Annotated in this window: 20 protein-coding genes; 18 read left to right on the plus strand and 2 right to left on the minus strand. The window is 41.4% G+C overall.

Translation table 11 applies throughout. The annotated features are described in order from the left end of the window. The first annotated feature begins 315 nt into the window (after positions 1-315). The 3 genes from ACJJI8_RS16310 to ACJJI8_RS16320 all read left to right on the plus strand — a co-directional run bounded on the left by ACJJI8_RS16310 (position 316) and on the right by ACJJI8_RS16320 (position 8,359). A complete protein-coding gene (locus ACJJI8_RS16310) occupies positions 316-7,431 on the plus strand; it encodes an FG-GAP-like repeat-containing protein (RefSeq protein WP_444933022.1) in 7,116 nt (2,371 codons plus the stop codon). 2 nt (positions 7,432-7,433) lie between these two features. Then, positions 7,434-7,829 (plus strand): hypothetical protein, encoded by a 396-nt coding sequence (locus tag ACJJI8_RS16315; RefSeq protein ID WP_444933023.1) that lies wholly within the window; start codon positions 7,434-7,436, stop codon positions 7,827-7,829. A gap of 374 nt (positions 7,830-8,203) precedes the next feature. Beyond that, positions 8,204-8,359: a hypothetical protein gene (locus tag ACJJI8_RS16320; protein WP_444933024.1), complete on the plus strand. Its 156-nt coding sequence runs from the start codon at positions 8,204-8,206 to the stop codon at positions 8,357-8,359. Positions 8,360-9,434: 1,075 nt separating this feature from the next. Here the strand turns inward: ACJJI8_RS16320 and ACJJI8_RS16325 are convergent. Further along, a protein-coding gene (locus tag ACJJI8_RS16325; RefSeq protein WP_444933025.1) for an IS3 family transposase occupies positions 9,435-10,573 on the minus strand; the annotation gives its coding sequence in 2 pieces (ribosomal slippage) (positions 9,435-10,324 and positions 10,324-10,573; 1,140 coding nt in all). 120 nt (positions 10,574-10,693) lie between these two features. Between ACJJI8_RS16325 and ACJJI8_RS16330 the strand changes: the two genes are divergently transcribed. From ACJJI8_RS16330 to ACJJI8_RS23145, 13 genes are all read left to right on the plus strand, one after another. Continuing rightward, positions 10,694-11,260: an undecaprenyl-diphosphatase gene (locus tag ACJJI8_RS16330; protein ID WP_444933026.1), complete on the plus strand. Its 567-nt coding sequence runs from the start codon at positions 10,694-10,696 to the stop codon at positions 11,258-11,260. Between the two features lie 595 nt (positions 11,261-11,855). After that, positions 11,856-12,197 (plus strand): hypothetical protein, encoded by a 342-nt coding sequence (locus ACJJI8_RS16335; RefSeq protein WP_444933027.1) that lies wholly within the window; start codon positions 11,856-11,858, stop codon positions 12,195-12,197. Positions 12,198-12,437: 240 nt separating this feature from the next. After that, positions 12,438-13,037 (plus strand): dihydrofolate reductase family protein, encoded by a 600-nt coding sequence (locus ACJJI8_RS16340; protein ID WP_444933028.1) that lies wholly within the window; start codon positions 12,438-12,440, stop codon positions 13,035-13,037. Between the two features lie 99 nt (positions 13,038-13,136). Then, positions 13,137-13,562, plus strand: a complete 426-nt coding sequence (locus ACJJI8_RS16345; RefSeq protein WP_444933029.1) for an N-acetyltransferase — start codon at positions 13,137-13,139, stop codon at positions 13,560-13,562. 76 nt (positions 13,563-13,638) lie between these two features. Then, entirely contained in the window at positions 13,639-13,965 is a 327-nt protein-coding gene (locus tag ACJJI8_RS16350; RefSeq protein ID WP_444897070.1) for a hypothetical protein, read from the plus strand. Between the two features lie 947 nt (positions 13,966-14,912). Then, on the plus strand, positions 14,913-15,719 hold the full coding sequence (locus ACJJI8_RS16355) for an AraC family transcriptional regulator (protein WP_444933030.1): 807 nt from the start codon (positions 14,913-14,915) through the stop codon (positions 15,717-15,719). A gap of 86 nt (positions 15,720-15,805) precedes the next feature. Further along, positions 15,806-16,165 carry a YbhB/YbcL family Raf kinase inhibitor-like protein gene (locus tag ACJJI8_RS16360; RefSeq protein WP_444933031.1) on the plus strand — a complete coding sequence of 120 codons (360 nt, stop codon included), beginning with the start codon at positions 15,806-15,808 and terminating at the stop codon, positions 16,163-16,165. Beyond that, complete coding sequence (locus ACJJI8_RS16365) at positions 16,063-16,365, plus strand: YbhB/YbcL family Raf kinase inhibitor-like protein (RefSeq protein ID WP_444933032.1); 303 nt, start codon at positions 16,063-16,065, stop codon at positions 16,363-16,365. Before ACJJI8_RS16360 ends, ACJJI8_RS16365 begins: the two co-directional genes overlap by 103 nt. Before the next feature lie 657 nt (positions 16,366-17,022). Beyond that, positions 17,023-17,508, plus strand: coding sequence for a GNAT family N-acetyltransferase (locus ACJJI8_RS16370; RefSeq protein WP_444933033.1), 486 nt, complete (start codon positions 17,023-17,025; stop codon positions 17,506-17,508). 474 nt (positions 17,509-17,982) lie between these two features. Next, a complete protein-coding gene (locus ACJJI8_RS16375; RefSeq protein ID WP_444913601.1) occupies positions 17,983-18,687 on the plus strand; it encodes a hypothetical protein in 705 nt (234 codons plus the stop codon). A gap of 97 nt (positions 18,688-18,784) precedes the next feature. Then, positions 18,785-19,495 carry a DUF4386 domain-containing protein gene (locus ACJJI8_RS16380; RefSeq protein WP_444933034.1) on the plus strand — a complete coding sequence of 237 codons (711 nt, stop codon included), beginning with the start codon at positions 18,785-18,787 and terminating at the stop codon, positions 19,493-19,495. A gap of 576 nt (positions 19,496-20,071) precedes the next feature. Further along, positions 20,072-20,317, plus strand: a complete 246-nt coding sequence (locus ACJJI8_RS16385; RefSeq protein ID WP_444917002.1) for a hypothetical protein — start codon at positions 20,072-20,074, stop codon at positions 20,315-20,317. A gap of 351 nt (positions 20,318-20,668) precedes the next feature. Then, entirely contained in the window at positions 20,669-20,845 is a 177-nt protein-coding gene (locus ACJJI8_RS23145; RefSeq protein WP_507021829.1) for a DUF4279 domain-containing protein, read from the plus strand. A 415-nt stretch (positions 20,846-21,260) separates the two neighbouring features. Here ACJJI8_RS23145 and ACJJI8_RS16390 read toward each other — a convergent pair whose 3' ends face one another. Then, positions 21,261-21,428 carry a carbon storage regulator gene (locus tag ACJJI8_RS16390; protein WP_444917004.1) on the minus strand — a complete coding sequence of 56 codons (168 nt, stop codon included), beginning with the start codon at positions 21,426-21,428 and terminating at the stop codon, positions 21,261-21,263. Between the two features lie 772 nt (positions 21,429-22,200). On the opposite strand from ACJJI8_RS16390, the gene ACJJI8_RS16395 reads away from it, so the two are divergent. After that, the gene (locus ACJJI8_RS16395; RefSeq protein WP_444913605.1) at positions 22,201-23,529 is read left to right on the plus strand and encodes a hypothetical protein; all 1,329 of its coding nucleotides are present in this window, start codon (positions 22,201-22,203) and stop codon (positions 23,527-23,529) included. Between the two features lie 8 nt (positions 23,530-23,537). Further along, positions 23,538-24,608 carry an immunoglobulin domain-containing protein gene (locus ACJJI8_RS16400; protein ID WP_444933035.1) on the plus strand — a complete coding sequence of 357 codons (1,071 nt, stop codon included), beginning with the start codon at positions 23,538-23,540 and terminating at the stop codon, positions 24,606-24,608. The last annotated feature ends 130 nt before the right edge of the window (positions 24,609-24,738 follow it).

Below are 24,738 nucleotides of genomic sequence, written 5' to 3' on the forward strand. Positions count from 1 at the left end.
CTAGGAGTCAATAAATAGCGTGTGGGCGCACTTGGTAAGCATGTCGAACGATTGAGGATGCCGAGTTTGGTGTTTTTTGATTTCATGGGGGGGAGGGTGGAATCTAATGCATAAATTTGTAAATTATTTTTTCGGAAACTTCTTGTTAAGAGTTTCTGGTGATGATCAATTGCTTGATTGTTAAACGGTGGTGCCAGTTGTAGTGCTGGCTTGTAACAGTCTGTAAAGTTGTGTAAATTTCTGACACCCTTCTCTCAGTTAAATATTGAGCGAAGCAAAAATAAAATTACATCCTTCATCTTGGGGCCTCTTCGGATGCGTATCACTGTTGTTTACGTCTGTCTCGCTGTTGCTGGGCTATTCTCCTCATTTGCTAGTGCTTCGTCTGGTATTTGGGGGAATGGATACGAAATTTATAGTGGTGATATCAATAATGATGGTCTTAATGATCTTTATTTTGAGTACCATCGTCCCTTTATTATTTTGCATGGTGAAGTAGCTACCCCTGTAGCAATGCCAGAGCTACCTAATTTTGTATTGTATGGCACGAGAGACAATGGTGGTCTTGGGTACGGAGCGCCACAAAGCGGCACTCTCACAGAAACAATACTAGCGACTCTAGAAAAAATAGATGGCAACCTGTCTTTTTCCGGGGACTTTAACGGAGACGGCGAATTCGATTTATTGGTGTTAGCCGCCACCCCCCTGGTACTACAAGCTAGTGGTAATGGTTTTCCTACTCTATCTCAGGTGTTTCCAATTGGGGATAACACGGAGGAAATTGCTCTGATTCTTTCAGGTGCAGACCCTGAAAGTTTAAGAATCGAAGACGTCAATGGCGATGGTCGAGATGATATTTTAGTTCAAGGTGTTATCGATGCGACTCTACTTGCCAGTATATCAGGCACCTTTGATAGTCATGGTACGCCCTTGGTCACGAACAGCACTAATATGGCTGGAGCCTCTGGAGGAGAGCTTCGGGTAAATGAGATGGGTGCTGTAACTTACTCAATACCCATTATGGCAGCCTCAGGTACCGGTGGAGTTACTCCTCAATTATCTCTCACTTACTCAAGTAATGGAGGTAATGGATTACTGGGCAAGGGATGGACGATCGGTGGTTTGTCAGGCATTTCCCGATGTCGCCAAACATTAGCAATTGATGGGCGTGTAGCTCCAATTAATTGGACTGATTCTGATCGATTCTGTCTTGATGGACAGCGCCTAATTAAAGTGAGCGGCTCAGCATATGGCGCAGTTGGAGCCGTTTACAGAACTGAGATGGACTCCTTTGCAAAAGTTACATCTGTTGGTGGTTCTCTAGGGAAGCCCGCTTATTTTACGGTTGAGCGAAAAGATGGGTCATTGAGCTATTACGGTAACAGCAGTACCTCAAAGTTGTTGGCCGGAAGTCATGTGTTGGTGTGGGCGCAAAATCAATTTGAGGATAGTGTTGGAAATCATATCGACTTCCAGTACGAGGGTAATGCTGATAGTGGTCAACGTATCAAAAGAATTCGCTATGCGTATGGCTCGGGTAGCTATGGGGGAGAAGTAGAGTTTAGTTACAATACTCGCCCGGATTACATGCAAAGTTATACCTCTGGGTACGAATTTATTACCACAAAGCGCTTGGAAAAAATCATTTCTAGGTCGAATGGTAGTGTTATTCGCGAATATAACTTGGGGTATAAGCCCGTTGGAACTTTTGGGTCTGGGACAGATTATTCTGATAGAACTTCTCTTCTTTCCAGTTTTCAGGAGTGTGTTGGTTCTAGCTGCTTACCTGCTATGAGTTTCGAGTGGCTGCAGTCCCCTTTGCTTCATGATGGTACAGTGCACGAGGCTATCGATTTCTCTCCTGCCAGCAGCCGTTTCCTCGTAAATTATAAATATGCTGATATTAATGGCGATGGCAAGCAAGACCTTGTATGGATTGAAGGAGATGCTGATGGTGATGATACCGATACCAGGGTGAAATACGCAATTTCAGATGGTACCAAGTTCGTCAAGAAAAACTTCTCAGGTTCAACATTTGATTTGGCGTACTTCTCAGGCATTAATATTGATAAAGACTTTGCCATCCGGGTGTTGGACTATAATGGCGACGGCCGTCAGGACTTGGCTATCTTCAATGCCAGGCAAGCTTATCAATTTTCCGGTGGTTACTGGCATGTATTCCTCAGCAGGTATAGCAATGGCGCCTGGAGGCTGGATTCAGATGGTATTTATACCGGCCTTAATGATAAGGATGCAATATTTGCTGACTTTAATGGTGATGGGTTAGCAGATTACATTTCTACCGCAACGGCAGGTAGCGTGAAAGTACGTCTTCTGGTACCTGCGGGTTTGTCTGAATCTTCGGACCGCTACTATAAGTTTAGCAGTATTGTAAAAACCTACGATTTAAATGTCACTGGAGCCACAGTTGGTACACCGGATAAACGAGTGCCAGATACTCTGGGTGATTTTAACGGTGATGGTTCTATAGATCTGCTGGTGGCCACTTATACCAGTAGATTCGGCTGTGTAACGGTAAATCCCCCTGGTGGTGGTGGCCCACCTACTCATGAACCATTTTTGCCACGACAATTGGTTGGAGGGCCTGACAGTTGCGGAACTAATCAGCAATGGACATTCTTGGGTAATTACTTTGATGGTTACCGTGTGGCAGTATTTGATCAGGAAGAACAAGAGTTCAATTCATCACACCTTCTCTCTGCTAGTAGTGAGCCGGAAAGCGACCCTATTGCCATAGATATCAATGGGGATGGGTTAACAGATATTGCTTATATAACTGGTAGTGCTAACAACCTTGTAATTAAGCTCAGCACCGGATCAGGCTTTGTTAGCCTGGGCTCATTCCCTGATGGTGAAAAGGCAACTTTTGCTGATCTCAATAATGATGGTTTCCCGGATTTGGTACGTGCGGACTTTGATGCTGGCTATGCCAAAGTCCGGTATTTTGATCAAAATACCGGTAATTTTGTTAGTACTGAAAGAAGCTGGAAATATATCGGAACCGACAAGAGAGATTTTATCTGGTTTGCCGATACCAATGGTGATGGTCAAGTTGATTATCATAGGTATGACCAGTCTTCGGGTAAAGTTCGAACCCAGATTGCCAATGAAAAGTATGCCGAACATAAAAATAAGCCAAGTAAGGTAATCAATGTAATTGATAATGGTCTTGGCAATTTGACCGAAGTTACCTATGAAAATATGGTAGATGGTGATGTATATACCCGTTTATCCATGTCTTCCACCCATGAGGAAAGGTGCGTTAGGATTTTCGATTCGGAAGATGGGTTCGGCGGTGGAAGTATCGGAGGGGAAGTGATTTGTTATACTGTCTCTACTCCAAACCCTTCTTCTCTTTACTCCGAATTAAATGGTGACTGGGAGCTTCCTTCAGGTAGTCACACATTGGGCAAAAGTAAGCCAGTGTTTGATATCCTGGCGCCGATCTTTCTTGTGTCCCAGGTTGAAAGTTCTGCGCCTGCAGCCGGAATTAACTCTGGATCAGTAGCACAGCTGGCTAAAAGCTCAATTTCTTACCACTATCACCAGATGAAAATACAGGCTGCTGGCCGAGGTGCACTGGGCTTCCAGAAGGTAAGTAGTACAGACAACCAGACTGGGGTAATTACTGAAACTACATACCGACAGGACTTCCCCTTCATCGGAGTGCCCCTGCATACAGTAACTCGCACTGCCCAGGGAAAAATATTAAGTCAGGCCACCAATAATTGGCGACTTCAAGGGTGGAGCGGGAGTGGTACACCATCGGCGCCTTATCAACCTTATATTTATAGTGCAGTTGAGAATACTTACGACCTAAAGGACGGAGGGGAAAGTGTTGGAGATCTGCTACAGACAGTAGCAACAACTAATAGTTACGATAATTACGGGAATGTCCTCACAATTAATGTAACTACGACAGATGCAGCAACTAGTGAGCAGTTCGTTAAAAAGGTAGTAAATGTTTATGGTAACAGTACCTGGGAAAAAGAGATGGGACGCCTTAGCAATACCAGGGTTACCAATACTCGTCCAGGAATGACTAGCCATATACAGGAGTCATCTTTTACCTACTACACATCCGGAATACATAAAGGGCTTTTGCGAACAGAAGTTGTTGAACCGAACAAATCTGCATACAAGCAGACAACCACCTATGATTATGACAGTTTCGGCAATGTTTCGAAAAAAACTTTGAGTGCTTCCGGAGAGGCAAGTCGATCTGTCAAAACTGTATACGATCCCTCTGGTCGCTACGTTACAGAAACTTATAACGCATTAAATCACTTGGTTGAAAAAGTGGTGTCCCGCAACCATTTTGGAGCTCCTTTAATTGTTGAGGGTGTAAATGGCCTGATGAGCTACTTCGCCTATGATGCTTTGGGGCGTGAAGGTTACTCCTGGAACAATGCGGGAGTGGATAAGGAAACCAAGTATGAGCGTTGCACGAGTGGATGTCCTAGCGGGGCAAAATACAGAATTACCACCAGTAGTAGCTCTGGAAAATGGGGAAGGGAGTACTTTGATGTATTAGGCCGGTCGATTCGCACGGAAACACAGGGCCTGTATCATAAAATCTACATGGATAAGGAATACGATAATTTAGGCCGAGCCAAATTCATCAGTGAACCTTATTTCTCCGGCGACACCCCTATGTGGACAGAGGCTGAGTATGACCTACTCGGCCGTCCAACTCGTGTTATAGCGCCAGATGATTCGGATTCCACTATGGTGTATTCGGGTCTGAAAACCATTACCACCAATGATAAGGTTCAGAAAAAGACTGAAATCAAGAACATTGTTGGTGAACTGGTTGAGGTTCTAGACGCTAATAGTGGCCGCCTTACCTATGAATACGATAGCCAGGGTAATTTACACAAAGCCAAATCCTGGGGTAAAACCAACTCCTCCGGCAGCCATATAGATGAAGGTGACGGAATCAACTATCCGATTGTTGTCACTATCAATCACGACCACTTGGGCCGTAAATTGAATATGGATGATCCGGACAAAGGTTTCTGGGAATACGAATATACCGGCTATGGTGAACTGGAGAAGCAGACAAACGCCAATGGGCATACAGTAGCGTTCACTTACGATAAGCTGGGACGCCAGCTCACGCGAATTGAAAAGGAGGGCGGTACAAGTATTACCAGCGATGTGAGCTGGTTCTACGATAGTGCTCATAATGGCCTTGGTCAGATAGAGATGACCATTGATAGCGTCACTGGTTATCAGGCGGTATATCAGTACGATTATCTTGGTCGGAATAACACTCAAGCAGTAGACTTCGATGGTGCTGGCCCCCAGCCTACCTATATCACAACGAAGACCTTTGATGATTATGGGCGCGTAGAGCGCAGTTACGATGCCTTGGACAGCCTCTTGAGTACTGGGCAGTCCGGTATCCGCAACTACTATAAACATGGTTTGTTATACAAGAGTGTTGACTTGGCAACTGGCAATTTGATTCAGGAAATCAAGGCACATACTGCTCGAGGGCAGCTAAAGGAGCAGCTTCTTGGCAATGGTGCGACTACAGTATACACCTATCAGGACTCTACAGGCCGGTTGCTTAACCAGACTTCTACGGTGCTAGGCACTTTTGGTATTCAGAATATCACTTATCAGTGGGATACCCTTGGCAATCTTGTCAGCCGCCATAATCGAAGTGGTAGCAAGAACCTGCGAGAGAGCTTCTGCTATGACAACCTAAATCGATTGATAAAAAATCATATCGGTAGTAGCAACTACAACTGCAGTACTCTGAGTATTGGTAATCAGGATGTTAAGTACAATGCCATTGGCAATATTACTTACAAGGCTGGAGTTGGTTCATATATCTATGGCCAAAATGGTGCAGGTGCTCATGCGGTAACTACAGCCGGAGGCATTCGCTATAACTACGATGCCAATGGCAATATGACATCTGATGGTTTTGATGGTGGTCGTAGCATCCGCTATACCACATTTGACAAAGCCTCCTGGATCAAGAAAGGTAACCATACTACTGAGTTCCTATACGGACCCAGTCATGGCCGTTACTATCGTAAAGATACGAATAGCAGCAACGGAGAGGTGACTGAGACTTGGTATATCGGTGGTGTCGAGCGCATCCAAAAATCGAGTGCCCCCAATGAGATTCAGTGGAAGCGCTATCTGGGAGGTAGTGTCTTACACACAGTTAAAACCGACGTAGATTATGTGGTGCATTCCACAGAAGAGACGTTCCTGTACAAAGATCACCTGGGATCAATGGATCTGATTACTGATGAGTCGGGGACAGTGAAACAGGAAATGGCCTTCGACGCCTGGGGGCAGCGCAGGAATGCTGGAAACTGGAATGCATTGTCAAATACCGCCTTGACGAGTTTTGACCATGGGCGTACCACGCGCGGTTATACCGGGCATGAAATGCTGGATGAGGTAGGGTTGATTCATATGAATGGGCGGATTTATGATGCGAGGGTTGCACGATTTATCCAAGCTGATCCGTTTATACAGGCTCCAAGTGATACTCAATCTTATAATAGGTACACATATGTAAGGAATAACCCATTATCTCAAGTCGATCCTTCAGGATATTTTTTCAAAAAAATATTTAAGGGAGTTAAGAAACTTGGAAGTAAAGTTAACCAGTGGAGAAAAAGCTTCCAAGAAAAAACGCTTCAGAATCATCTTCATTTTCGTCAGTATAATCCAATCAGTAGAGCTGTTGATAAGGCGCTAGTAAGGAACAAAGGGTTAAGGATAGTAGGACAAATTGTTGCAGCTGTTGCTGATGCTTATGGTTGCTCAGGCTATTGTTCCGCGGCGTACAGTGCACATTTAACTGCGATTTCGGGTGGTAGTCCGGGAGATATCGGAAGAGCAGCAATTTCCTCCTATGTTAGCTATGCGGCATTTTCAAGTATCAATGCATATTATGGTGATACATGGACTCTTGGCCGTGTAGGGATTTCAGCTACAGCCGGTGGTTTGTCTGCTGAGATGGCAGGTGGTAATTTTAAAGATGGGTTTATATTTGCCGGTATATCGGCAAGTGCGAGATATTTATATTCAAGTATTAGTAGGGGCTACAACCCGTCGGGAGAGCCACATATGTTTCAGGAAGGACAGAGTGATGTAGGCAAACAGTTAGATGCTGAGACTCTAAGAAAAGTGCAAAGTGGTGAAATGAAAGCTCCTTTGGCATCAGATCAATCGGCTTTTATGAAGAATGCAGCAAAAGGCCCTTACATGGATGCTTTTGCAGAATTTCATGATGGCTTACATAATTTTAGCTTTGTTCCAGCTGATCAATTGTCTTTGATTCTTACAATGCCCCCATCATATGCTATAACGATTGTTGCGGCTGCACAGCCATATGCGCACTTGTATGCTATTGAACGAGAGCGGGAAACATATTAATTATGAAACGTAAGTATTATTTTTTTTCTATTTTCATTCTATTTTTGGCGATTTTGTCAGGGTGCTATAGTGTCGGGCATGATGATTTTAAACGATACAGAGATGCAGAGGTTGGTTCGGTTATGGATTACACGGAGCCATTTAAATATGAAAATTCAGGAAAGTTAATAAGAGCCGACTTTCTTATATCAGGACAAGGTCTTACGGAAATCACAAAGAATGCTCAAGGAGATTTTGTTTATCATTTAAGTGTTCAAGAGGTCCTGCCCAATTTTCATAATAAGGATTGGGTCGGAAAGTGCCTTATCTATGTAGTGGTAGATAGTGAAAGTTATATAATTAAAAGTTGGGGCTTTCAGGAGATGTCTAATCCTTTGAGTTGTAGAACATGGCCTTGAAGTTATACCATTTTATAAATCCATCGGGTCAGATGGAACTTAAGGCGCGTCAAGCGCCTTTTTTGCACAAGTTTGCCAGTAGGTTATTTAAATCAAGTTGGCACTCCCCCTTCAGGTATGGCAAGCTAGCACAGTGCGCAAATCCGTCCGGTGCACACAAGTGTGTACTGCAAATGCACTGTTAAAACTTGTCTGCTTGTGCTGCTTTATTCTGCAGGGTTTGCTGATGTAACTGAACAATCTTATGGGGACTAAGATCAAACTGGGGATCTGATGTATTCAAATGAATTCTTTTGAGCTGAAATCGATGCAGAAACTTCAGTTGATCTTGGGGCCGTCTGATATGTACCCTTGCTGCATGGCTGCATGGCTGCATGGCTGCATGGCTGCATGGCTGCATGGCTGCATGGCTGCATGGCTGCATGGCTGCATGGCTGCATGGCTGCATGGCTGCATGGCTGCATGGCTGCTTTGATGGTGAGCGCCTTTTAAATAGCCTTTCGTTGGATGTCTTTCTTGTCGACAAGTGACGTATTCTTGCTTTTGACACGAGTGTTGAGAAATTATTCGATAATCGATTCGGACAGTGATTCAGAGATGGCGCTATAAAAGATGAGTGAAGATAACCTTTCCAACAATTCTAAAATCTCTCACTAGCACTCCAGATGATAATTATATTAGTTGCTAAGTTTGGCTTCTCGTAGCAACAAAAGTAGGCCTGAGAGAGGCGCTAGGTTACTGGTTCTGACTACGTTTTCGATTTGAAAGGGAGTTCTTAGGATTGGTCTCGGGGAAGGTCTATGCCATGCTTACAAGATTTCTGAAATAGACGGCGGCACACATTGGATTCGAGATCCCGTATTATGGATATTGAATGACGCGTTTGGTGTCCGGTATCTTGCTTTCTACCGATTAATGAACTTCTTACCTAGTTTTTTAGTTCCCACTCAAAATCGGTAGCAACGGCGATCTCCACTTTTCGAAATGGAAAAAAGAAGAGGCAAATTCGTATATGCGAAGGATATTGTGCATTACTTAGCGCAATAGAAGGTAACTACAGCAACGGACACAGACAGTGGAAATTGATAACTTCCAGTTCTCTCTGCAGAGAGTGGCTTTTGTGCAAAACTCATTCTCAAAGCTCCTCACTGTCAAGAGGACGAGGTTTGTTACAGAGCCCAATTATTTGGCAGATTTACTTAGTAAGAGAATTTAGGGATACGCCAAGATAAGGTTTGATATGGACGGTCAGGGGTGCACATACAACCATCGAGTACTGGAAGCGTACTCAGAACCTGATTTTGATGAGCCTGCAACAACAATATTACGGGCGTACCAATACTCAGGCAAAGCTAAAGCGCTGGAAGAATTGTTCTCCTACAAGATTCAAGAATGAGCTTAATAAATGAAAATGGACGGCTAAATTCTGTTTTGTTTATTTGAATAACTAGAGCACTATAGAGGCGAAAGTCTATTACAGTACTATGCCTTCCTGGTACAAAAGCAGTTGTCAACATACACTAATGGATTCCAGCCTAAAAGCTACTGCCTGTACAATTCTGGATACACGTTGTTTGTTGTGGTCAACTCCAACCGGACGCTTCTTTAAGCACATTTCTCAAATTCGATAGGGGCTAGGTCTCCCAGTGTTGTGTGTATTCTGCGTGAGTTGTAATAAGCAATATAGGCTCTTACATCCGCTACCGCATCCTCCCTTGTCGGATAAAGGTTTCCTGTTACCCACTCCCGCTTCAGGCTGCTGAAGAAACGTTCAGTCGGTGCGTTGTCCCAACAATTTCCCTTACGGCTCATTGAACACACCATCCCATGCTGACTCAATAACGTTTGGTAGGTATGGCTGGCATACTGACTGCCACGATCAGAGTGATGCAGGAGACCTTTTGGGGGCGAACGCAAATTGACAGCCATCATCAACGCACGAGTTACCAGGGCCGTTTCCATCTTCCGATCTAGATGCCAACCAATAATCCGGCGCGAATAGAGATCAATCACTACCGCCAAGTACAACCAGCCCTGCGAAGTCCAAATATATGTAATATCAGTCGTCCAAACTTGATTTTTAGCACTCGGTGAGAACTCCCTATTCAGAAGGTTCTCTGCGACCGGCAGGTGATGTTTACTGTCTGTCGTCAGTGTAAATCGCTTCTTGCGCTTTACTGCCAAGCCTAGCTTTTTCATGAGCTTGCGGACTCGATAGCGCCCGACTTCAAAACCTTCTTTACGTAACAGCTTCATTAACCGACGACTTCCGAGGCTCTGTCTAGATTCTGCAAATAGGGCCTTCAAACGATGGCATAGTTGCCATGTTTGAGCATCTATTGAGCTATTACCACGGCAACACCAATCGTAATAACCAGTCTTACTTACCTGCATTACCCGGCAGAGCACCCTAACAGGAAAGCTGCCTTGCTGTTTTTCAATAAAGCTGTACTTTATTTCATTTCTTTCGCAAAGAAGGCGCTGGCCTTTTTTAGGATTTCTTTCTCCATCCGCAACTGCTTATTTTCACGTCGTAATCGCTCTAATTCTGCGCGCTCACCTACATCCAACCTTACACCGTCTTCTTCCTGCTTCAGTTCCTTTATCCAGCGTCGCAGATTATTGGCTGTTGTTCCTACTGCCTCTGCTGCTTTAGAAATTGAATACCCTTGCTCAGAGACTAGCGCTACGGCGTCTTTCTTAAATTCCGGCTTGAAATGCCTACGTGTACCTTTTGTTGTCATACTTCACCTCGCTTGGTAGTTTTACCATCTTAGCGAAGTGTCCGGAAGGATTAGACCACTACAGTTTCGCCTGGATAAAGGCTTAATGTTAAGGTTTAGAAAGAATTCAGAGTTTGTTAAATGGAAAAGTTCAACGAAACAACTTTTGTTCTTATTAATCAATTTGCAGGAAAAAGTGACATTTTAGATACTGTTTTAATAGCTGCAGCAGAGGCCATGCCTTATATTTTTATGCTTGTGATGCTCCATCTATGGTTTGATCCTAGTATAGAAAGAAAAAGGTCCAGCATAAATTGCGGTTTGTCTGTGTTGCTCGGTATGTTAATGAGCTATATTATTTCCATTTTTTACTATCATTCTCGTCCATTTGTGAATAATCTAGGTACGCAATTAGTAGATCATGCGCCTGACTCTTCATTTCCTTCAGACCATACTACATTTATTTTTTCGATAGCTATAGTACTTCTATTTAACAAATCAACTAGGGTAATCGGTGCTGTTTTGTGCCTGTTGAGTGTTGTCAGTGGCTTATCCAGAGTTTTTGTTGGTGTTCACTATCCTTTAGATATACTAGGTGCCATTTTGGTAGCATTTTTTTCATCAGTTGTAGTATTTAAAATGCAATATAAAACTCAATTCCTTTTTAATTTCCTGGTTAAAAAAATACCTGGAAAGAGAGTGGGTTAGAACTAAAAGTAGTTGATACTTCTCTTGCATTTATAATCTTTACTTTCTATTTATATTTCATATATTAGGTTAAGGGGCTGTTAGGGAAGGTGCTGTCATTTTATAGTGAAGAAATAGAAGTGGAGTTTTTATTGTTCCTCTCGATTAATGGTATGCTGAACTGGATTGATGGAAACGATGAGGTTGTGCTAATCTCAGGTAGGAAATCATGAGGGTTTGTGTTTTTGAAGCTTGGTTAACAGTCGGTTGATATGGATTCTTCCATTTTGTGGTTTCTCATTCCAGTCTCTTTCCAAGTTAGTACGGTTGAGTGTTACACAAAACTTGTTCTTACTTAATTTTTACATCCATAGGGGAGGCCTGCTTTAGCTCCTTAAATAAGGTATATATCTTACTTGTTGACTCTCAAAGTAAAGAGTGGGTATGTGTAAAAATTGGAGAGAGATAGCTCGTTTCTGTTGGTAAACATAGGTACCGACTTAATACGATCCCTTTATCTTTCACTCTTTTTACTGCAGGGACGAGAAGCTTTAGAATTATAGGTAGGCTTGGTATATAGATACTGCTTTTTAGTTAACGGTTGTAAGAGGACTATATGAATAAGGAATTTCTAGACCACATAATTTCGTATATATATTTCCCGTCTTTAGGAGCGTTGCTGTTAGCTACGCTTTTTTCTCCGATAGGACTGAAGGGATTGTCAAAATTCTCTAAACTCGCCCGTTTTTCGGTTGGTGTTTATTTAAGTATCACAATTGCCGCTTGTTCTGCTTTGCTCGCATTTTCATATGGAGGTTGCTTCGAGAACTGTTCTGAGAGCGTAGACGATGAGATTGGTATTTTTATTGCTAGTATAATCAATTTTATAGGTGCAGTATTTGTATTTCGCTTCCTTTCAAAGAACTGGCCTAATAAGCAAAAGCAAGGTGCTGCATAAATGTACTCAGGCTTAAGACATTAGCTGTATAAGGTAAGCTATCGCTGCGTTACTACTTGTGTTTGTGATTCATGTCGCTATTGAACTCATGTATGGTAAATGCTTGCCGTGTTTCTTTTTCTAGTTGTTAGTGGTCTTTATAATCCAGCGCTATACTCGCTTCCGGCATATTCGTGCCTATATAGCTGAGATTGGCGTTATTCGGCACAAATTATTCATCTCTTTCGCGAGAATCAACCAATGAGAAACTTAGCCATATTAGTATTTCAAACACTTGACGGAGTAATGCAAGCACCGAGTTTGCCTGAGGAAGATTTTTCAGGTGGCTTTAGTCATGGAGGCTGGGCCAAGGATTATTGGGATGAAGTCATGGAGCAAGTCGGAAGGGAGGCCATGGCGGAACCTTATGATCTGCTATTAGGACGTAATACGTACAATTTATTTGCCACAAGTTTTTCAAATGCCAAACCTGGAAACCCAGCTGCAGACAAACTTAATCAAGCAAAAAAGTATGTCGTAACATCAGGTAGTGATGATCTCACATGGAATAATTCATTCAAGCTAAAGGGGGCAGATGCGGTCGTCGAGATAACCAAAATTAAGAAAATGAATGGGCCTTTACTACAAGTTCATGGACGTTGGCAGTTGGTGCAGTCACTTCTAAAGCATAACTTGGTAGATGAGCTTAGGCTTTGGACGTTTCCAGTAGTTGTTGGAGAAGGAAAGCGACTGTTCGAAAGTGGTGAAATTTCATCAAAATACAAACTCATCAATTTTGCGAAGTGCCCCTCAGGGGCTTTTATGCATTTTTACAAATCACTAGATGGCAGGGCTATTTAAAGAGCGTTGTTAAATAGAAACTCACTCATGCGACTATCCTTACTGAGATTGTTGTTGAAATAAAAGCAATATTATCGAATTTACTGCGAATTTATCAAAATGATTAGGTTATATAACCGTAACGATCTGCCTACCATATTGGATATTTGGTTGCAAGCTTCTATTCAAGCTCATGATTTCATACCTTCAGATTTCTGGGAGGCACAGTTAAGTGATATGAGAGATGTTTACATTCCTACATCGGAGACATATGTTTATGAGATGGAAAGTAAAGCAGTAGGCTTTTACTCACTTAGTGGCGATACGCTTGCAGCTATATTTGTTTCTCCCTCTCTACAGGGAAGAGGAGTAGGCAAACAGCTCCTTAACCATGCAAAGTCAAAAAGAGATAGGCTGATACTTTCTGTTTACAAAGAGAACGTTTCTAGCTATCAGTTTTACTTGTCTCAAGAATTTAAAGTAGTAAAAGAACAAAGAGATGAGCATACTGGTCATCCAGAATACTTAATGAGTACAAAAATATAAAAAGGAGTTCAAGTCGGCTTAGCTTCTGTCGTCTAGCGCGACGTTATGCATAAGGCGAGAATAAGATATCTCAAATATGAAACCTGAAGAGAAGAATTGTATAGAGAAAAGAGTCAGGAATAGGATCATAGAGGTTCTAGAACTTTTCTCAGATGAATTTAGATTTGATGTTGCAATCGCTAACCTTGAGTTCTGGAGTGATTGGTTTGATGCTAATTCAATAATTCAATTTGATAAAGAGGTATTTGTGAGAGAAGAAATTGAATCTTTATTAGCTGTAAATAAATTCTGGGAGAGAGTTCAGCCAGATTCGAAACCGTCCTCTCAAGAGTGGTGTGATCTGCTTTTTGAGTCAAAGCATGCTTTAAATATATTTCTCAAACGTGGTAAATTTTATGAGTAATTCTTTTAGTTTATTGCTGCTAACGTAAGTTATACAGCTTACTTAAGGTTAAAGTAATAATACATGAAATATATACTAGCTTTATTCGCTTTGGCAATTTCACTTGATGCCTATTTCTACGAGTTGTTGGATATCGTTCCATGACAAGGTAGTTCAGGTGAATGAAATAGAGTTTGTTGTTGATAGAAGCAGAATCATTTTTATAGGTAGCGCTGAGAGTATTGGAACAGAAGTAATCGCAGAGGGTAGTGGTTAGGGCGGACATGTTTCAGAAGTACACATTTTTTCGATGTTGAAGAGTCAATAAAGGGAAATATCGCAGGTAAGAAGCTAGTTACTTCTGGTAATATTTACTCTTGCAAATATGATTTTGAGGCTGGAGTGAGCTATATAATCTTTTCTACTGATAGAAAGGGGATCCTGTACCTGGACAGTTGTGTCTAGCAATACTTAGTCTCTAGCCTGGTCTCGACTACATCCTTATATATGACATCTGTTCACAGATGCCTCGTGTTAGCTATTATTTGGTCTCATTTGGTAAATTCGCAGATATCTTCACTTTGGACCAGCAGGGAATTGTGGGGCGTGGTTGTATACTATTACTTGATTTCTATTGAATTTCTGCTCTATGACAGATACATTTGTACCGACTCTTCAGCTTTTACTAGTTCGCTGCTTTGTACCAAAGTATTCGATACCGGATGCTGCTCCAGCATACAATTGATCTTGCTTTGACAGACAAGCTTGGTACGTATGCAATAGGTGTACCTGGAAGATAGTAAGCGGAGAATAGGGAGGTCTCATTTCGAAATCGCTACTAATGCGTTTTTGATGGTTGTGATCTGGGCGATTTTATTGTGTGCGATTGGGTAGGCATATTTTGTAATTATTGATAATCGTGCTATATAAACTCTGCTTTTGAATTTACTATTGGGCTCAATCAGCTTATGCATGAACTTAAGCAATTAGCAAAGCAGATACTAAAGGGGAGTAAGAACTTACCTTTTTCAGTATATTCCTCATATAGAGAACAAAATATTTTTAGTGCTCCTATTGTAAATCCGACCTTGATATGTGTGCTTGATGGATGCAAAGAGATGGGTGGTGACAGGCAAAAGAGTTGCTCAACAGGGGAGTTTATATTTTTATCTAATAGCCCTAAAATTGATATGCGAAATATCCCAGGTGATTCAGAATACTTCGCATTGCTTATTGAGTTTGAATACAATGATTTCGATAGATTAACGCCTGTAAGAAACAAAGAAGAAAAATATTTTACGGGAGATATAGATTCTACTTTAGAGTTAGCCCTTCATCAGTTTATGGAATGGAGTTCTTCCGTTCCTTTTGATCTATGGCATATTCGAAGACAGGAAATATTACAAACATTACTCTATTTGGGATACCAGGAAGTAGCTTCTGTTTTTGAATTGGCAAGTGTAAGCCAAAAATTATATAAAATTATCAGTGAAAACCCAGCTGCGGACTTAAGAGTGGATATGTTGGCTTCAAAATTGTCAATGAGTGAGTCAACATTAAGAAGAAAGTTAAATAGCGAAGGTACGAGCATTAAAGTCATTATAGATGACATCAGGCTTGGATTGGGGTTGCACTTACTTCAAACGACTTTTGAGCCAGTAGGCCGTATATCAGAAAGATGTGGCTATAAATCCCAGTCTAGATTTTCAGATAAGTTTAAAAGATCTTTTGGTATAACTCCTATAGAGCTGAGAAAAACACGAGTGAACGTTTGAGGCGAAAGTTTGCCTGTTTTTGATATATTACTCTGAACATAATGCTCCTATGATAAGTAATCATTTTTAATATGTTTGGAGTAAATATGTTTAGCCTAATTAGTAAAATTAAATGTGCCGTCTTTACAGTGCTTATATCCGGCGTAGCCTCTGCAGAATCATTTTTGCTCTCGAGTAATGATATAGATACTGGAAAGTATATGAGTAAAGAGCATGAGTTCCAGGGGTTCGGTTGCACTGGTAATAATATTTCACCCCAATTATCTTGGGCAAATGCCCCAAAGGGGACAGAAGCTTTTGCTGTTTTTGCATATGATCCTGATGCACCAACAGGCAGTGGTTGGTGGCATTGGCAAATTGTAAATATTCCCAAAAATATAAGTTCACTGGAAGCTGGCGCAGGAAACTCAGAAAAAATCGCACTCCACAAGGTAGTGTACAAATAGTAAATGATTATGGAGTAAGAGGTTATGGTGGTGCTTGCCCACCGAAAGGGCATGGTGCGCATCGGTATCAGTTTACCGTTTTTGCGCTATCAAAGAAACTAGATTTACCTAGCGATGTATCAGGGGCACTAACTGGCTATATAGTTAAGGCTAACTCTTTGGGGGAAAGTACTATTGAAGCTTTATACATGCGGGAGTGACTCTCCAGCAAGCAAATTCAGATGAGGCTTTGGCGGATCTGATCTGTGCGAGAGCGAAATAATCGAAGCTCGTTGTTACTTGTTATCGCATAAAGTTAAACCTCTTAAGAAAAAGCTGCACTAGGCCTCCTTTGGTGAGGCTGTTCCCTTAATACTTCATTTATATGTGCAGTAAGATTCTATCCGTTTGATGACGGTGGTGAAGCGTGGATGCCTATCTTTAATTGGCATCCATCCACCAATAGTACTTTGATTGACAGATTGATTCCAAATCTTAGATTTCGTAAGTTCGGATCTCTTAGGTCAGCATATTTTTTTACTGATATGCAATCTATGGGTACAGAATCTTTGAAAGACAAGCTTGGAAGGCGGCTTTTGGAAACGGAGTAGCTGGGTTTACCGGTGTGGATTAGAGGGGGGCTAAAATACCTCAAAAATATGGGTAAAAGCTGTTTCGTTGATTACGCTACGATATGAATATCAAAATTCAATAGACGCTGCTCTACATCTTGCTTTGATTGCTAGTGCCACCTAACGGTAGCTTCTTTATCATTTGTCTCTTTTTTTCCGATCAGGCTGATAAGCTTAGGAAATATAGAGAAGTGTGATATATAGGTGTTACTTGTCGATTGATTATTAGATCTTTAAGGTTAGACCATGGAAGTATCACTTCGTCAGATTACCAAACAGAATTATGAAGCAGTATGTGATCTTGATGTTGCACCGGATCAAGAAGATTACGTTGCCTGCAATATGTGGTCACTAGTTGAATCGATGTTTAACGAAGGCTATGAAACTCGTGCTATTTACTTGGACAATGAAGCCGTTGGATTTCTAATGTGGGTACAAGAAAGCTTAGAAAAAATCTCAATCTGGCGGTTTATGATTGATCAAAATTACCAACAAAAAGGTATTGGTCGCATAGCTCTGGATCTTGCTTTAGGAGAAATTCAGGACGTCCCGGGACTTCAAGAGATTGAAATTTGTTATAACCCTAATAATCCCGTTGCAAAAGCTTTTTATTCTAGTTTCGGCTTTGTTGAGGTCGGAATGGATGATGATGGAGAAGATATGCTCGCCGTAATTGACTTAACCAAATCTAACGGCAGTCACGAGATGAGAAAAAGAGCAGCTTTTCTGTAAGTGGTTAATAAAATTATAAAACGATAGAATGTAGTTCTATTATTTATTTCTGATATCGGGTTTACTGAATAGCAGCCTCCAAATCTGGTATATGAGATAATCTTAATGGGGTGGTTTAGTAGGTGATTCTTGGTTACGGAATAGGAAAGGAATTCATATTTGAAGTGCTAAAAGACGTCTTTTAGGTGGTTTTATCATCAGAATATAAGCGCAGCTACCGTTGTTTCTTGGATAGGACGAGTCTTTCCATAACTCGTTGAGCGTCATCATAAGATATAAAGTTGGGTGGTCTCAGGATTATGGATGTCTCAATCTATATTTTGTGTTGAACATTTGTACCAGTTAAAGGCTATTCTTTGCTCCTCCTGATTTTATCTCATTGGGCTAGCTTTGGAATTCTAGAGAAGCGTGATATATAGATGCTGTACTTGAATAAACTATTAAGAGTTAATAATTGCCACCTAAGGATTACAAATGACAAAGTACTTGATAGTTATAATTGCGATACTTGTTACAGGTTGCGCTACTGTAGCTACATCTCATCGACCAAGCGATTACTATAAGGCTGGGGGTAATGAAGCGAATAATGAGCCTCTATTTGGCTCCACTGGTGAATCGTTAGGGGATATAGACATAGACCGCATCCTCAACTATGAGTTAAAGCTTCCTGCACAAAATAGAATTGCAATACTCAAGTTGTCCAATGATAGCTACTGGCGCCATTACTCTAATGATTTTACGCAACTAAATGAAACTATTGCTAGGGACTTTGTAGGGCAGTTGAGAGAGTCTGAAAGGGTTTACGATGCTTCATTCTTACCAAGCATGCTCGTTCCAGAGCAACGTACAGTGCCTTATCTTCGAGAAGCTGCTGCACGCTACCAAGCTGATTTACTATTAGCCTACCGTTCAAGTTGCCGTACTTTTGAGAAGTATAAGTTTATTGATCCGAATGAAACAAAGGCATACTGTTCAGTGGAAGTAGTCTTACTTGATGTTCGGTCGGGTATAGTGCCATTTACGGTTGTGTCAAGTAACGAATTCTCTGCCCGCAAAGAACTCGGTGATACTAATTTCAATGAAACCATAAAGAAGGCAGAGATCGCTGCCGTAGCCGAGTCATTAAAGGATTCCGCAACTCAGCTAACGTCATTTTTAAGCAGTATTGGCACACTGTAGCAAGAACTCTAACTACTATATTCAGGTGGCGCCAGCTTCGCACCTGAAATAAAGATTAGGACTTTCGTCGTATGCGAGAGCCAAAGGATAATTACTGATGGATAATACACAATCATCACTTAGCCTATATGCGAAGCATCTAGGTGCTGCATACTTAATTTATATCGTTTTAGGGATGCTCAATTCATTACTTGTCAAGAAAGGAATATATGATTTTGGGGCTTTTGCTGAGACAGAGGTGAGATTCAGGTTCGCTCAGATTATAGATATAATTATGTTTATCGCTGTTATTTGGGCATCTTGGGCGCAGTACTTGGTTACAAAAACAATCAACAAAAATGTTGCTTTTTTGGCATTGCTTTTCAGGTTTGGAGAAGGGCTTCTTGGCTTTGTAGCAACAATTATTACATTGACGGTTATAGTAGTTTTAAGAAACCAGGAATATTCGAATACATTTCAAGAAGAGCAGCTACATGCGTTAGCGAGTATATTTGTGAATATGAGTGGTTCGATGTGGGATGTTCTTTTAATCATAATGGGCATAGGCGCGACTATTTTCATGTACTTATTTTACGTTTCAAATTACGTGCCTAAGTGGTTGGTTCTTTGGGGGGCTTTCACTTATATGTCGATGGTGGTTTATGGGTTTTCAAATATTTTGTTACTCGAGCCGCCCCAAATACTGAAACACTTCATGCTTCCAGGCGCGTTTTTTGAAATCACATTTGGGCTATGGTTATTAATCAAAGGAATTAACATCAAACCTAGTTCAATCGATGCTCCAGGTTTATACAAAAGTAATGCCTGAGTAAGCATTAATGCATGACTGACAAGGCTGTGCAGTTTTTGTACAGATAATCGTATCTTGTTACCAAGCAAAGTTTAATTTCACCAGAGGGGGGGGTAGGGCCTCCTTTCTTGGGGAACTTGCCTTTAACGTCCAATTGTCTAATATTTGGTCGATTCTGATATGAACATAGATCTCTTTTCTTTGGACACGGAGGGGGTTGGAGATGCCAATGCCTAACGTGACTTCTTTTCATCTCTATTGTCTTGACTGAGGCATGCTCTCAAACTGTTAGACGTGCGCCGGTAGTGCTCTTTGGGATCAAGCTATTTGTTTCCTATTGAAATTTGAGCGTAGGTGAGTATTCCTGAATGGGAAAGACTGATAAGTTAAGTTTGATGGAGGAATGGGGTACGGGGTCTCAGAATAGGAAAAAGCAAATGCCAAGCTGCAAGAGACTTGGGAACCCCTCTATTTGCTAACTTCTGTGAGTCATCGGGCTGACTAACTTTTAAGTTATGGGAAAGTGTGATATTTAGCTTGTGCTATTGAACAAACTGCTATCACTTATAGTGTTTAAATACTGGGATTCAGCTTATGTTTCATTTACTGGATCAAGTCCAATGGCTGTATGAAAAACGGACTACGAATTGCCCTCACTGTGGAGCTGCACACGAGGAGCGTAGATTTGATTGCCATATTTGCGGTACTGATTTCAGCAGCGAAGAAATTGAAGCAATGGATGAGCAAAGGATAGCAAATTTCAGGCGTTCGGCAATTTTTGGTTTGCTATTCTTTCCTATATTTATTGCTTTCTTGATTTTACTTTTGTTGAATTATTAGTAGCTTGTGATATTAAGTTCACTTAGACTCGTTCCTGGAAAAAATTGAGATTCCTTTCGGGCAGTCTATTTGTGTTCCGGCTGCCGTTTATTAAAGCTTTGGGTGTTTATAGCAATGGCACAGGTAAGTCGGTCTAAAGCTACGTTGAGATTGATTGGAGATAAATTGCAACCACAAGTGATTTCAGTGATATTGGGGTGTGAGGGTACAACTATGTACTCCAAAGGTAACTTAAAAGTTGTAAAAAGAAGTGGTAGAGAATATGTGTGTAAAAGTGGGCACTGATCTTTGGCAGCAAAGGAATGCAAACCTGAAGGCTTAGATGGACAAGTGAAGTAAATTCTTGATCGTTTGACAGATAATATTTCCATTTGGGAGGACCTCTCACAAAAACATAGTATTGACCTTTTCTGTGGCATATTTATGGATAAGGGCAATGAGGGTATGAATGTTTCCCCTAAAACACTGTTGGAACTTGGTAGTTGTGGGATAGTGCTTTCACTTGATATTTACGATGGTGCTGATTAGCCCATGCCTAGCAAATGTTCCAAAAATTATGTTTGGCGAGGCATCTTAAGTAGGCCCTATAATTGTAGGGAAAAAGATGGTAATTTCTGAAGAGGTTGTTAAGAGTATCATCAACGAAACAATGGGTTATGCAAATTATCCATACGATAAAAGTATCAGGCGTGATTTTTGAATATTGAAAACGTAGTAAATAATAGAAGAAAATAGTTTCAGGAAAGCCGTTGATTTTGTCATGGAGTTTTATAAAAAGTATGACCAGGAAGCCCCGTTTTTGTCCGTTCGCCACTCTTAATCGATCGCTATACAGGGCCCTATTGGGGTAATTAAAATCTAACATCTAATTAAGTTAAGCTCGCACCGAGCGTATGGGCCACATTCCTTCGTTATAGAACCAATTAGTATCCCCTTGAACTGGCTACTTTTCTTCTCTCCTGATGCGCACGTTGGTCACTTCGCAGTGGAGATGGGGGGACCTGGGGACGCAGATGCCTATCTTTACTTGATTGCCGTTCATTTTCAGCACTGTGATTAAGATATTCGTACCGATCCCCAGCCTTTTGCCGGTTTTGTGCTCAATATTCAACCTGCTTACTGATAATTAAGCTGGGCTCACGGCTCAATTTTTGTGCGTGGCATAATTACCGCAGAATTGTTATGGGCCGGTGCTCTAGGGTTAACCTATCTGTTTTTTACTGACACTCAAGCCGAAGATAGGTATTCCTTGAAGGGGAAGTTCGGTGGCGAGTGGTGTTGGGCCCAGAGTAAGGAAAGGCGGGTGCTGGCCTCCTAGAATTTAGGGCATCACTCCAAGCTGTTGAATGCACCTTTAATTTGTGACGTTCATTTAATTAGTAAAATTGGCTCCCTTTATTCATTTAACGCTTCGATTCAACCACTTATTTTGGGCAGGTTATACTTATTTGGTGTGTGTCCAGTATTGCTGACAGAATTTACGGAAAAGGTACAGTTGAACAATGTGGTTGTCTTGTGTTATTGATTTGGTACAAATCTCTCGTTTGTGGCTAAGGGACTTCTCGCAGTGGGAAGTGCTTCTCAGAAATAGCAGGAAACCGATTACATATGATTACACTTCGGCAGTAGACAGCTGTTGGTTTTTTGACCAAAAAGCAGTTTAAGTAAAATTCCACTCTGGCACCAATTTTACAGCCCGCAAAATCTTGCCGCTCTGACCAGACGGTCTACTTAATGGCAAAATATAATCGATTTTTAGTGATCTCTCTCAAAATGTACTTAGAATGGTCTCACTGGTAAATTGAGGCGCAAATTACCATGCAGAATATCTTTATGTGACTGACTTCACAGGAGAAACTGCGCCTACTGAATAAGGATGATCAATGAACTCTTTACCTTCATCAGCTACGAGCTTGGGACTTAAAACCTTTGGTCAATCTGGTTCTGGTCGTTCGATAGTGGCTAATGACCAGCTCCATCATATGCTGGAAGGGTTTCAGGAACTCAGTCGTATTCCTAGTAGTGAGGGGTATCACGCATTAGCGTTGACTAATGCTGTGAACGGGTTGAGAGGCGGGGCTGCACCGGTTAACTCATATTTGAAGAATGGCAGTGCAACTCGCCGCTGTATTGTTGGAGATGGTTTTGAGATTGAATATGAGTTAATCAATTACTATGGTGGGCCGCAGACTGATGTTGTGATTCTTGATATTCGGTTATTAGGACGGGAAGCGCAAAAGGAACAACGAGCTGCCCTTTGGGAAGTTGAGTGGGAATCTGAGCGTAGTGAAAGTAAATGGTCGCCAAAAGAACGACCAGCTATGTTTTTACGTACAAATGGGGCTATGACGGGCAAGGAAGATTCACGGTTAAAAATCGGTATAAATGGATATTGTGAAAACTTGGCTCATGCGGCAAATATGATGCCTTCGCATATAACCCGAGGGGATGAAGGGGCGCTTGAAAAATTGAAAGGGAATGGATATACCCTCTTTTACGTTCCTCAGCATGGAGCTCTTAAATCAGGCTGGCGATGTGTGAGAAATTTAGGAAGAAGTTCCACTAGAGAGGATATGGAGGCTGCAAGGATTCTTGCTGGATACATGAAAGAAGCCCATGATAAAGGGTTATATGTAGAGTGGACTAGCCATCGGGGTGGTTCAAAAGTTCTAACAAAGGCAATGGAACAACTTGCGCTACGACAAATAAATCTTGATGGCAAGCAAACAATATTTTTGAGTGATGCTACATCCAGTCACTATTTGGCAGATGACGCACGACGTAAAATTGGAATGAATACTAATGATTCGACATGGTACAAGGCCACTCCGGGTATTGCACAATTGGCTGGCGGATCGGTTATTGGTACAGCAAAACCTGTGATGTCAGTGAATACATTTATAAAGTATACATCGAAGGAAGATCGTATCAATAAACTAATTGATACTGGATATCACACTTTGAAGTTTATCAAAGGGGCTAAAAAAGTGGCAATGGGAGGATTTTCTATTTACGGAATGGCAACGGCTGCTACAGCTATGGGTATTTCATTCAGTACAGCTAAATTACTTCTTGGGGTAATGACTGTAAAGGGTGTACAGGTTGCAGCTGAAACAAGTTTAGCAAGTATTCCTAGTTTAAACGAGGGTTACCATAGTAGTCCAACAGATCCATTCAAGCAGTTGGTTCAGCGAACTCGTCTAAGAAAATAGGTAATATTATGAAATTGCTAAAGGACGCTTTTCCGCGAGCTCCCAGTTTTCGTCGAGCAAGAAGAATTGAGAAAAACTTATCCGGCTCTAAACTTACCTTTATGGTCCCTCCTCCAGCGGACCCATTTCCCTCTGCTCAAAAATGGGAGGCAGAACCAGAGGAGTTTGATATTTTTGAGGCTAATAATTTTTGCCCAATTTCTTACCGTTCGAGTGATAATTTGGACGATAAAATCAAATTTCCAGATATTACGTATCTAAGAGTGTTCTCAAGTTGTTGGGGGTTTAAGGGGATGCCCATTATAGGGGGGTATGGTGGTGACATTAGGCTGATTGCCGCAGTTACTTCTATAGAAGATCTCCCTGTTAATGAAAGTTTATTTGATACAAGGGTGTTAGCAAAAGAAGTTTATCGCAGTTATGAGTTAGAAGATCTTCATGATTTTCACTCAGGATTGAAAGACGATCCATTTGATTTAACCCAGTATCGCTGGCCTAACTATTTGGGACCTATTAATTGCCAATGGGTAAAACAGGCTGATAAGAGTTGGCTCTACTTTGAAAGTCAACCTCTTCGTAATAAGCCTGATAAGATTAGCTGGCATACGGCATTGGCAGATAGACTTTTTTTAAGCTTTAGCTTTACTATTACACGTGCACCTTCGCATACAGCTAATGCTTACCGAGCAAGCCAACGTACTTCGTGGGGAAACTACATTAGTTTTGCACAACGCATTGTGAACTCTTTAGATTTACGTCTCACTTCTGATTTATCTGAACGCCTTTTTCAAGTTCAGAAGCAGCCAGGAGCTAAAGATAAGCAGATTTTATCCTTTACTTCCAAGCAAGTTAAAGACGCAAAGTATGTGATGAGAATGTGGAGTGATTCTGGATATACAGCTCCAGGTAAAGGGGTGGATGAGGATCATAGAGCTTCTATTGGTGAGGTTTCTAGTTTTATCGACAAGCGTATTCAGCATAGACCTTTACATAATAGCTATCCTTTGGGGGATAAAATAGAGGTTGTGTCCAGAATTCCCACGGAGCATCTCAGCCAACCCTTAATTTATCAAGGATGATGAATTAAATAGCTTTTATAGGCCATTAAAACACTACTTTAGGCTCCAGGTTGTTTTCTGCGGGGTAACACTCCGCAGATGAGCTTCTCTATTCTTGCGATATCTTGCCTAGATCAGATTACTTTTAAGA

This window comes from Microbulbifer maximicatervae (SeqCode), from assembly GCF_052467695.1.

Excerpts from the sequence above, each read along its gene's own strand:
- ACJJI8_RS16340 (WP_444933028.1), top strand. The coding sequence starts at position 12,438 with ATGAGAAACTTAGCCATATTAGTATTTCAAACACTTGACGGAGTAATG.
- ACJJI8_RS16385 (WP_444917002.1), top strand. The coding sequence starts at position 20,072 with ATGTTTCATTTACTGGATCAAGTCCAATGGCTGTATGAAAAACGGACT.
- ACJJI8_RS16375 (WP_444913601.1), top strand. The coding sequence starts at position 17,983 with ATGACAAAGTACTTGATAGTTATAATTGCGATACTTGTTACAGGTTGC.
- ACJJI8_RS16345 (WP_444933029.1), top strand. The coding sequence starts at position 13,137 with ATGATTAGGTTATATAACCGTAACGATCTGCCTACCATATTGGATATT.
- ACJJI8_RS16380 (WP_444933034.1), top strand. The coding sequence starts at position 18,785 with ATGGATAATACACAATCATCACTTAGCCTATATGCGAAGCATCTAGGT.
- ACJJI8_RS16320 (WP_444933024.1), top strand. The coding sequence starts at position 8,204 with ATGGCTGCATGGCTGCATGGCTGCATGGCTGCATGGCTGCATGGCTGC.
- ACJJI8_RS16355 (WP_444933030.1), top strand. The coding sequence starts at position 14,913 with ATGCATGAACTTAAGCAATTAGCAAAGCAGATACTAAAGGGGAGTAAG.
- ACJJI8_RS16360 (WP_444933031.1), top strand. The coding sequence starts at position 15,806 with ATGTTTAGCCTAATTAGTAAAATTAAATGTGCCGTCTTTACAGTGCTT.
- ACJJI8_RS16370 (WP_444933033.1), top strand. The coding sequence starts at position 17,023 with ATGGAAGTATCACTTCGTCAGATTACCAAACAGAATTATGAAGCAGTA.
- ACJJI8_RS16330 (WP_444933026.1), top strand. The coding sequence starts at position 10,694 with ATGGAAAAGTTCAACGAAACAACTTTTGTTCTTATTAATCAATTTGCA.
- ACJJI8_RS16310 (WP_444933022.1), top strand. The coding sequence starts at position 316 with ATGCGTATCACTGTTGTTTACGTCTGTCTCGCTGTTGCTGGGCTATTC.
- ACJJI8_RS16350 (WP_444897070.1), top strand. The coding sequence starts at position 13,639 with ATGAAACCTGAAGAGAAGAATTGTATAGAGAAAAGAGTCAGGAATAGG.
- ACJJI8_RS16335 (WP_444933027.1), top strand. The coding sequence starts at position 11,856 with ATGAATAAGGAATTTCTAGACCACATAATTTCGTATATATATTTCCCG.
- ACJJI8_RS16395 (WP_444913605.1), top strand. The coding sequence starts at position 22,201 with ATGAACTCTTTACCTTCATCAGCTACGAGCTTGGGACTTAAAACCTTT.
- ACJJI8_RS16315 (WP_444933023.1), top strand. The coding sequence starts at position 7,434 with ATGAAACGTAAGTATTATTTTTTTTCTATTTTCATTCTATTTTTGGCG.
- ACJJI8_RS16400 (WP_444933035.1), top strand. The coding sequence starts at position 23,538 with ATGAAATTGCTAAAGGACGCTTTTCCGCGAGCTCCCAGTTTTCGTCGA.